The 7897-nt window shown below is 64.8% G+C and carries 10 protein-coding genes; 4 read left to right on the top strand and 6 right to left on the bottom strand.

What is annotated here, in order from left to right:
* Positions 1-186: 186 nt before the first annotated feature.
* Complete coding sequence (locus EN738_RS26520; RefSeq protein ID WP_127286283.1) at positions 187-366, bottom strand: hypothetical protein; 180 nt, start codon at positions 364-366, stop codon at positions 187-189.
* Positions 367-394: 28 nt separating this feature from the next.
* On the opposite strand from EN738_RS26520, the gene EN738_RS26515 reads away from it, so the two are divergent.
* Complete coding sequence (locus EN738_RS26515; protein WP_127286282.1) at positions 395-706, top strand: hypothetical protein; 312 nt, start codon at positions 395-397, stop codon at positions 704-706.
* A 134-nt stretch (positions 707-840) separates the two neighbouring features.
* On the opposite strand, the gene EN738_RS26510 is transcribed toward EN738_RS26515, so the two are convergent.
* Positions 841-1437 (bottom strand): YdeI/OmpD-associated family protein, encoded by a 597-nt coding sequence (locus EN738_RS26510; RefSeq protein ID WP_127286281.1) that lies wholly within the window; start codon positions 1435-1437, stop codon positions 841-843.
* A gap of 225 nt (positions 1438-1662) precedes the next feature.
* Positions 1663-2565: a S1C family serine protease gene (locus tag EN738_RS26505; protein WP_127286280.1), complete on the bottom strand. Its 903-nt coding sequence runs from the start codon at positions 2563-2565 to the stop codon at positions 1663-1665.
* Between the two features lie 224 nt (positions 2566-2789).
* Between EN738_RS26505 and yghU the strand changes: the two genes are divergently transcribed.
* A complete protein-coding gene (yghU, locus tag EN738_RS26500; protein ID WP_127286279.1) occupies positions 2790-3662 on the top strand; it encodes a glutathione-dependent disulfide-bond oxidoreductase in 873 nt (290 codons plus the stop codon).
* A 93-nt stretch (positions 3663-3755) separates the two neighbouring features.
* Here the strand turns inward: yghU and EN738_RS26495 are convergent, their stop codons facing one another.
* Complete coding sequence (locus EN738_RS26495; protein ID WP_127286278.1) at positions 3756-4010, bottom strand: hypothetical protein; 255 nt, start codon at positions 4008-4010, stop codon at positions 3756-3758.
* Positions 4011-4088: 78 nt separating this feature from the next.
* Positions 4089-5285 (bottom strand): PLP-dependent aminotransferase family protein, encoded by a 1197-nt coding sequence (locus tag EN738_RS26490; RefSeq protein ID WP_189379645.1) that lies wholly within the window; start codon positions 5283-5285, stop codon positions 4089-4091.
* A gap of 434 nt (positions 5286-5719) precedes the next feature.
* On the opposite strand from EN738_RS26490, the gene EN738_RS26485 reads away from it, so the two are divergent.
* Both EN738_RS26485 and EN738_RS26480 read left to right on the top strand, forming a co-directional pair.
* Positions 5720-6034 (top strand): GYD domain-containing protein, encoded by a 315-nt coding sequence (locus EN738_RS26485; RefSeq protein ID WP_127286276.1) that lies wholly within the window; start codon positions 5720-5722, stop codon positions 6032-6034.
* Between the two features lie 22 nt (positions 6035-6056).
* The gene (locus EN738_RS26480) at positions 6057-6353 is read left to right on the top strand and encodes an antibiotic biosynthesis monooxygenase (RefSeq protein WP_127286275.1); all 297 of its coding nucleotides are present in this window, start codon (positions 6057-6059) and stop codon (positions 6351-6353) included.
* A 421-nt stretch (positions 6354-6774) separates the two neighbouring features.
* Here EN738_RS26480 and EN738_RS26475 read toward each other — a convergent pair.
* A partial coding sequence (locus tag EN738_RS26475) for an amidohydrolase family protein (RefSeq protein WP_127286274.1) occupies positions 6775-7897 on the bottom strand: 1123 nt, incomplete at its 5' end.

The following is a 7897-nucleotide window of genomic DNA, read 5'->3' as shown; positions in this document are numbered from 1 at the left end:
GTCGCGCACGCCGACGAGCACAGTGAAGCCGAGCGCCGCGAGCCGGCGGCCGGTTTCCAACGCGATATGGCGATTGCCGCCGGTGACGAGGGCGACCTTGCCGGAGTGTGCTGTCGTGCCGGTCATGTTGTTCCCTCAACGTCCTCACAACCAGAATGCGACATTCCAACTGCCGCGCCCAGTTGATTAGAGAAAAGATTTCGTTCGTTGCGCCAGTTCCGGCTGGACTGCCGCGAACATCTGGCGCCAGCGGTGGCCCCGCCCGGCGGAAACAATCCAGAAACAAGATTCAACAGTTGGGAAAAACTCGCGAAAAAACCGGGTGGCATAACCATTCCCGGAGCAGCCGGGTGCGGCCAGCGACATATCGATCTTCGAAAAGGAAATGCCGATTATGAAAAAGACCCTTCTCTCCGTTCTCGGCCTGGCCGTCGCGCTCGCTTTCGCGGTGCCGGCGCTCGGCACCAGCGCCGCCAACGCGGGCACCACCACCCCTGCCGCGACGACGACCACCACCACGACCACTGCTGCTCCGGCCGCGACCACCGAGACGGCGAAGCCCGCCGCCAAGGCCACCCATCACAAGAAGCATCACAAGCATCACGCCCGCAAGCATCACCTGAAGAAGCACCGCAAGCATCACGCCAAGAAGCATCACGTGAAGAAGCACCATGTGAAGAAGCACGTCGCCAAGAAGGCGGCCTAAGTCCCGATCTCCTCCCACCGGGATTGCTTTTTCATGGCCGGATGGTCCCGACCCCCCTGGACCATCCCACCCCGGAAACGCCGCCTCCGACCCGAGGCGGCGTTTTCCGTTGATGCCGGGCTGCGCCGGCCGAGCTATTTCTTGCCCTGCGGATGGATCGTCTCGCCGCGCTTCAGCATCTCGACGAGGTCGGCGATTTTCTTCCTGCGGCCGGCCTCGGTCTTCATGTTGTGGGTGCGGAAGGTGAGCGCGAAGCGGTTCTGGGCGTTGAGCCCGGCCAGCATCGCCTTCGCCTTCGGCTCGGCGTCGATGGCGGCCTGCAGGTCGGGCGGGATGGTCATTTCCTTGGCCGAATAGGCGCGCGCCCAGCGGCCGTCGGCCTTGGCCGCCTCGACTTGCCGCAGCCCATCTTCGGTCATGCGACCCGCCTCGACCAGGCGGGCGACATTGTCGACGTTGATCCTGCTCCAGGTGCTCTTGTTGCCGCGCGGCGTATAGCGCTGCAGGTAGCTCTTGTCGTCCAGGCTCTTGCGCACCGCGTCGATCCAGCCGAAGCACAGCGCGACGTCGATGGCCTCTTTCGGCGTGATCGAGGGCAGGCCGGAACCGACCTTGTGGATATTGATCCAGACCTCGGTCTCGCTGGCGTGGTGACGGGCGAGCCAGGCACGGAAGCGATCGGCATCGGCGAATTCATGCACCTTGCCGGGATCGACTTTTACGGGCGGCATCAGACGGGTCCTCGTTGCGCAGCGCCGAAACCGCCGATCTCCCCCCTTGTGGGGAGATGGCCGGCAGGCCAGAGGGGGGCGCTGTCCCGCCAGCCTATCAGCGAGTTACATCTCGGCTTCGTTCATGATTCTCTGTAGAGAATAGATCAAAGGATGCGATCCTTCGCGCCCCCTCTGCCCTGCCGGGCATCTCCCCCACAAGGGGGGAGATCGGCAGCTTCAACCTCACTGCAGATGCGGCTTCCTGAGAAAGCTGTTGCGGTCGGCGGATTTCACGCGGAGCCAGGTCTCGCGACCGTCGCGCACCACGCGCAGCGGGATTTCGGAGCCGGCCGGGTTTTGCCAGAGCTTGCGGTAGAAATCGGCAAGGCCGTCGACCTCCCCGTCCCTGACGTCGGAGATGATGTCGCCCTGGCGCAGGCCGGCCTTGGCGGCGGGGCCGCCTTCGGTGACGCTCATCACCACCACCACGCCGTTCGACTCGGCCGAGAAGGCGCCGAGCCACGGGCGCGGCGGCTTGACCACCTGGCCGCGCGTTAGCAGGTCGTCGAGGATCGGCGGCAGAAGGTTGATCGGCACAATCATGTTGATGTCGGCGACTTCGCCGGCGCGGCTCATCTGCAGGCGCAGCGAGCCGACCCCCAGCAGGTTGCCGTCCTTGCCGAACAGCGCCGCGCCGCCCCATGAGGGATGGGCGGGCGCGATGAAGATCGCCTCGTCGAGCAGATACTCCCAGTAGCCGGCGAATTCCTGCTTGGTGACGATATGAGAGCGCACGCTCTGGCCGATGCCGTCGACGAGCGTCACGGCGTCGCCGACCTTGGCCTTGTGGGCGTCGCCCAACGCCACCGCCGGCAGGCCGAGCGGCGACAGCGCCTGGACCAGGCCGAAACCCGATTCCTGGTCGTAGGCCAGCGCATGCGCGGGCACGACGCGGCCGTCCTGGTCGGTCAGCCAGACCTCCTCGGCTTCGGTGATGAGATAGCCGATGGTCAGCACCAGCCCGTCGTCGCGGATGACGACGCCACTGCCCTCGCGGCGCGTGCCTAGCGTGTTGGCGGTGAAGGCATCGTCGGGAACCGTGGCGCGGACGGCCACGACGGAGCGTGAAATCTGGTCGATGGTCATCGGTTCATCCTGGCAAGATCGTTTCCTCTATAGGTATGGCGGATGGGGGGAGGCGCAAGGGTTGCTCTCCCCTTCCCCTTGCGGGTGAGAACGGAAATGGCTGCGCCTCGACAATAGTTCAACAAATTTTGGACTTCCCTATTTGACGCGCGCTCGGTCGCACCTAAGTTTAGCTCGAACCGACCGATCAACCCGCACCCCGCCAAACCCCATAAGGCCTCCCGATGAACCAATACACACCGCCGAAAGTCTGGACCTGGAGCAAGCCCAATGGCGGCACCTTCGCCAGCATCAACCGGCCGATCGCCGGCCCGACGCATGAGAAGGAACTGCCTGTCGGCAAGCATCCGCTGCAGCTCTATTCGCTGGCCACGCCCAACGGCCAGAAGGTGACGATCATGCTTGAGGAGCTTCTGGCGCGCGGCCACAAGGGTGCCGAATACGATGCCTGGCTGATCCGCATCAACGAAGGCGACCAGTTCGGCTCAGGCTTCGTCGAGGTCAATCCCAATTCCAAGATCCCGGCGCTGATGGACCGTAGCGGCGAGAAGCCGATCCGCGTCTTCGAATCCGGCGCGATCCTGACCTATCTGGCGGAAAAGTTCGGCGAATTCCTGCCGAAGGATCCGGCGGCGCGGGCCGAAACCTTCTCCTGGCTGTTCTGGCAGATGGGGTCTGCCCCCTATCTCGGCGGCGGCTTCGGCCATTTCTACGCCTATGCGCCCGAGAAGATCGAATATGCGATCGACCGCTTCGCCATGGAGACCAAGAGGCAGATGGACGTGCTCGACCGCAGGCTGGCAGAGAGCGAATACCTCGCCGGGCCGGACTATACGATCGCCGACATGGCGGTGTGGCCGTGGTATGGCGGCCTGGCCAAGGGCCGCAGCTACAACGATGCCCACCAGTTCCTGTCGGTGCATGAGTATGAACATGTGCAGCGCTGGGCCGACGCCATCGACGCGAGGCCGGCGGTGAAGCGCGGCCGCATGGTCAACCGCCTCTCCGGCGACCCGGCCTTCCAGTTGCACGAGCGCCACGACGCCAGCGACTTCGAGACGAAGACGCAGGACAAGCTTCTGGCCAAGGCAAGCTGACGGATGAGGAGCCAATCTCCGGGATTGGAGTTTGGCCCAGCAATTCCAGGAAGTGTGTTCAGTCTCAGCGTTTCCCTGAAACGCTGAGACGCCTCAAAGCATCGCCGACAGCAGCAGCATGGCGCCGACGCCCGCCATCAGCAGGCCCGGCCAGTTCCGCGACAGACCGAGGAAACCGAGTCCGCGCCGCCGCGGCTCGAGTGTCGGCGCGGCCAATCTTGACGCCGTCCGGTCGGTGGCTGTGCCGAGCGGTGTCGGCTCGCTGAGCCGCCCGCGCCCGAGCGCCGCGCCGGCCATATAGACGACGCCGGCAACGACCAGCAGCGCACCGATGAGGATCATCGTCATCCCTGCTCTCCTTGGGTTCAGAGCCCGGTGCGAATGAAACGCCAGGACGCCCCTGCAGGTTCCGGTGTCGCTGCCCCGCTACCCCAGCAGCTTCGCCAGCCGCGGAATGCCCTCGCCCACGGCGCGGCTGTCGGCGAGCGTGAAGCTCAGCCTGAGCGTGTTGCGGCCGGTGCCGTCGGCATGGAACGCATTGCCCGGCACGAAGGCGACGCGCGCTTCCTTGACGGCGCGGGCAAGCAGCGCCGTGGCGTCGCTGCCCTCGGGCAAGGTGACCCAGACGAACATGCCGCCATCCGGCCGGCTCCACGTCACGCCCTCGGGCATATGGGCCTCCAGCGCGCCGAGCAGGCCGTCGCGGCGGGCGCGATAGGCGCCGATCAGCTTGTCGACCTGCTGGTCGAAGATCGCCTCGGCGGCGCGATGCATGGCCACCTGGTTGATCGAGGGGCTGTGGAGGTCGGAGGCCTGCTTCATCAGCACCAGGCGCTCCACCACGCGGCGCGGCGCGCAGACCCAGCCGACGCGCATGCCCGGCGAGAGGATCTTCGAGAACGAACCGCAATAGAGCGTGCGGGCATTGTCGATGCCGCCCGAGCGCTGGCAGTCAAGCGCCAGTATCGGCGGCACGCCTTCGCCGTCATAGCGCAGCGCGCGGTAGGCGGCGTCCTCGATGACGGCGATGTCGAGTTCGCCGGCGAGGTCGAGCACCGCTTCGCGCTGTTTCAGGCTGAGCGTCTCGCCGGTCGGGTTGGCGAAGTCCGGCACCAGATAGGCAAACTTCACTTTGCCGCCGGCGGCGGCTGCCGCTGCGTGGTAGGCAGCGGGCGTCATGTTGCCGCCATCTGGGGTCAACCGGTCGTAGCGCGGCTCATAGGCGTTGAAGGCCTGCAGCGCGCCGAGATAGGTCGGCCAGGTGACGAGCGCGGTGTCGCCCGGCGAAAGAAACAGCTTGCCGAGATAATCCAGCGCCTGCTGCGAGCCGGAGGTGATGAAGATGTTGTGCTCATCGCAGGCGACGCCGAGCTTGCCCATCTGGCCCGCCAGCCATTTCCTGAGCGGCAGGTAGCCCTCGCTCACCTGGTACTGCAGCGCCGCGCCCGCCTCCGGGCCGCCGAGCACCGAGGCATAGGCATCGCTGATGGCGTCGGCCGGAAACAGCGCCGGATCCGGAATGCCGCCGGCAAAGGAGATGATGTCTGGCTGGTCGAGCAGTTTCAGCAGCTCGCGGATTTCTGACGCCTTCATGCGCGAAGCGCGCGACGCCAACAGGTTCATCAGGGTCAAGGCCCACCTCCCAGTGGATGGTCATTCTTGCTCGGGCATGATCTTGTGCAAATCCGGGTTCCCGGTTTCCGCGATCATGCGCATTTAGGTCAATGTAGCTGACCTATTATCAGGCTCCATCGCCGGTTGGAATAGGCAGAAGGGCGTTCCGCGTGGCCCAGGGAGAAAAAAGCATATCAGCGACGATGCATGGAAAGTTGTTGCGCTTCATGACCGTCGATGCAACCGCGCCTTGGGCGGGATTGTCGTCATATTAGAATAGGCGCATATTGCTGAAGGCCGAAGCGTCGCTCCGGTTGCAAGGCGCTGTCGGCATGGCTGCCGGGCGGTCGAGGCCACGTCAAATGTCAGTGAAAGGACAAGCAACTCGGGTGCTGCTCAAACAATCCGGCAGCCCGGGACAATGATATTTGGAGGAGATACCCATGAAGGTCACCGTGTTGGCAAATTATGCATCCCACGCCGCCAAAGGACTGATGCAGGGCTCGGACCGGCAAGCTGCAGTCAAGGCGCTTTTTGAAAGCGTCGGCGGCAAGATGACCGGCTTGATGTTCACGCGCGGCGCCTATGACGTCGTCGTCAATGGTGAGGTGCCGGACCAGGCTGCCGGGATGGGCATCGCCCTTGCCGTGCGGGCAAGCGGCTCGTTGAGCGACTTTGTCATCCTCGAAGAACTCGACATGAAGGCCGTGCTCGCGGCCGCCAACAAGGCTGCCGGCGCCTACAAGCCAGCCGGCTGACCGCAACCGATCGGAGCAAGCCATGACCGCCTACAACGTCGTCCGCTTTCGCACCAAGCCAGGCAAAGAGAAGGCCTTCGTCGATGCGCATGAGAAGATCTCACTGACGGCCAAGGGTTTTCGCAAGGGCGCCCTGATCAAGACCGGCGAGCGCACGTTCTGCATGGTCGGCGAATGGGACGACATGGACAGCCTCGCGGCGGCGCGCCCGTCGATGATCGGCGTCCTCGACACGTTTCGCGATATGCTTGAAGACCTCGGCGGCGATCTCGGCGTGACCGACCCGGTGTCGGGGACGGTCGTCGCGGAAATAAACTAGGGCGCGTCGCCAATCTGCGATGGCCGGGCCGCCGGGCGCTCGGCCGTCGCCGTTCGGCTGGACGCGCGGCGGCATGTCGATCGCCGCGCGCCGGCCTCCTAGAACGGCAGCCGTATTTCGTGGGGCTGAACCGATTCCGTCCAGCCGATATCCTTCTGGGTCTCAGGCGGCAATTCGTTCAATTCACGCATTGTTTCTTTGTGCCTGGAGGCTCGCTTGAGAGCAGCTCCAAGCCTGCGAAGGGTTTTGAACATCGATATCCTCCGTATCGCTGCGGCGCAAAGAGCGATGCTGCCCTCTCACGCCGCACCGGTTTTGCGCCGCGTGTGTATCCGATCGATTGCACGAGAACGGTGAAAGACTTCACAAAACAGGCCAGCGCGAAACATTTGCATACAAATTGATTTGGAGTACGCGCGGCCTACAACACCGCCCCATCTTTCGCCACCACCCTGCCCGCCCGGTACACCGTACGCTCCCCTGGCACCGCCACCACCGCCTCCGGCACATGTTCGGCTTTGAGCACCACGAAATCTGCTCTGGCGCCGACTTCGATGCCGTAGCCTTCGAGCCCAAGCGCCTTCGCGCCGGCATAACTCACCACGTCATAGGCGGCTTCCAGCTCCCAATCCTCGTAGAAGCCGGAGCGGCAGCCGATCATGCTGGCGCGGTTCAGCATGTCGCCATCGCCATAGGGCCACCAGGAATCGCGGATGTTGTCGGAGCCGCTGAAGACGGTGACACCGGCCTTGCGCAGTGCCGCCACCGGCGGGAAGGCGTGGTTGCCGGGCGCGTTGGTCATGATGGCGACGCCTGAGGCGGCGAGCATGTCGCCGGCCCTGGCCAGCGCGTCGGCCGGGATGTCGCCCAGCGCGTAGGCGTGGCTGACGGCGACGTTGCCGCCCATGCCCAATGCCGTGGTCCGCGCCGCGATCTCCTCGATCTGGAACAGGCCGAGCGTGCCGCCATCGTGCAGATGGATGTCGACGCCGACGCCATGCTTTCCGGCGAGGCCGAACACCACGTCGAGATGGGCCTTCACATCGCGGTCGAAGCTCGCCGGGTCGAGCCCGCCGACGAGGTCGCAGCCGAGCCTTAGAGCTTCGTCCAAGAACTCCGGCGTGCCGGGCGACGACAGAATGCCGCTCTGCGGGAAGGCGACGAGCTGGATGTCGATCAGCTCGCGATATTTCTCGCATATGGCGAGGATCACTTCGAGATGCTTCAAGCCGACCGAACCGTCGACCATGACGTGACTGCGCATGGCGAGGCTGCCGTGGCCGATGCACAGCTCGAGCTGGTTTTTCGCGCGCTCTGCCATCGGTGCGGCCGCGCTGAGGTTGCGCGCCTGGAAGGCAACGCGCTCGCGCACGTCGAAGCCGTTGGTGCAGGGAATGTGCGGTCGCCAGGCATCGCCGTAGAAGGAGGTGTCGAGATGGATATGCCCCTCGACGAAGCCCGGCAGCACGAGCTGGCCGCCGAGATCCGTGCCCGCCGACAGGCCGGCCGCTGAGGCGGGCGTGATGGCGTTGAAGCGCCCGTCC

The sequence above is a fragment of the Mesorhizobium sp. M4B.F.Ca.ET.017.02.2.1 genome, assembly GCF_003998955.1.
GTDB classification, from domain to species: Bacteria; Pseudomonadota; Alphaproteobacteria; order Rhizobiales; family Rhizobiaceae; genus Mesorhizobium; species Mesorhizobium abyssinicae.
This window is presented reverse-complemented; position numbering and strand designations above follow the sequence as displayed.

Excerpts from the sequence above, each read along its gene's own strand:
- EN738_RS26520 (WP_127286283.1), bottom strand. The coding sequence starts at position 366 with ATGTCGCTGGCCGCACCCGGCTGCTCCGGGAATGGTTATGCCACCCGG.
- EN738_RS26515 (WP_127286282.1), top strand. The coding sequence starts at position 395 with ATGAAAAAGACCCTTCTCTCCGTTCTCGGCCTGGCCGTCGCGCTCGCT.
- EN738_RS26510 (WP_127286281.1), bottom strand. The coding sequence starts at position 1,437 with ATGCCGCCCGTAAAAGTCGATCCCGGCAAGGTGCATGAATTCGCCGAT.
- EN738_RS26505 (WP_127286280.1), bottom strand. The coding sequence starts at position 2,565 with ATGACCATCGACCAGATTTCACGCTCCGTCGTGGCCGTCCGCGCCACG.
- yghU (WP_127286279.1), top strand. The coding sequence starts at position 2,790 with ATGAACCAATACACACCGCCGAAAGTCTGGACCTGGAGCAAGCCCAAT.
- EN738_RS26495 (WP_127286278.1), bottom strand. The coding sequence starts at position 4,010 with ATGACGATGATCCTCATCGGTGCGCTGCTGGTCGTTGCCGGCGTCGTC.
- EN738_RS26490 (WP_189379645.1), bottom strand. The coding sequence starts at position 5,285 with ATGAACCTGTTGGCGTCGCGCGCTTCGCGCATGAAGGCGTCAGAAATC.
- EN738_RS26485 (WP_127286276.1), top strand. The coding sequence starts at position 5,720 with ATGAAGGTCACCGTGTTGGCAAATTATGCATCCCACGCCGCCAAAGGA.
- EN738_RS26480 (WP_127286275.1), top strand. The coding sequence starts at position 6,057 with ATGACCGCCTACAACGTCGTCCGCTTTCGCACCAAGCCAGGCAAAGAG.